Here is a 643-nt window from a genome sequence, read left to right on the forward strand (position 1 = left end):
CTAGAATATGGCGGAGAGATAGGGATTTGAACCCTAGATACGCTATAAACGTATGCCGGTTTTCAAGACCGGTGCTTTCAACCACTCAGCCATCTCTCCGTAAGTGCGGCGAATATTACCGATAGATGTAAAACCTGTAAAGCCTATTTTTAAGAAAAAACGCTCACTCGATTAACAAACGCACATTTTGATAATATTTTTTGCAAATATGATAGTTATTAGATGGTTATGATCACTTAATCTTCAATAAATAATACAATTAAAGCTAAAAATAGATCATTTAATAGCAACACCTAACCTCAAAAGAATCATAGTAGATAACCAAATTTGCGGTTAACGATCACAAGAGATAAGAGGTAATCACCAAGTGAACTAGGGGAGAAATGGTAAGGTAGGTCGAGAGGAAAGATACCAATAACCAAGCAGCTACTAAGCTACTAAGCTACTAAGCTACTAAGCTACTAAGCTACTAAGCAATGATTTTCCAAATTTAAGATGTAAAAAAGCCCGCAATTGCTTGCGGGCTTTTTTATTTGGCTCCTCCTGCTGGACTTGAACCAGCGACATACGGATTAACAGTCCGCCGTTCTACCGACTGAACTAAGGAGGAATTATAATGGTGGTGGGGGAAGGATTCGAACCT

At 38.6% G+C, this 643-nt stretch carries 2 tRNA genes; both read right to left on the reverse strand.

Annotation, left to right across the window (positions count from 1 at the left end):
* Positions 1 to 8: 8 nt before the first annotated feature.
* A tRNA-Ser gene (locus C9J46_RS21405) sits at positions 9 to 99 on the reverse strand.
* Between the two features lie 435 nt (positions 100 to 534).
* Positions 535 to 610: transfer RNA gene (locus C9J46_RS21410), tRNA-Asn, on the reverse strand.
* Positions 611 to 643: the final 33 nt, after the last annotated feature.

Source organism: Photobacterium sp. GB-36, from assembly GCF_003026135.1.
GTDB lineage: Bacteria > Pseudomonadota > Gammaproteobacteria > Enterobacterales > Vibrionaceae > Photobacterium.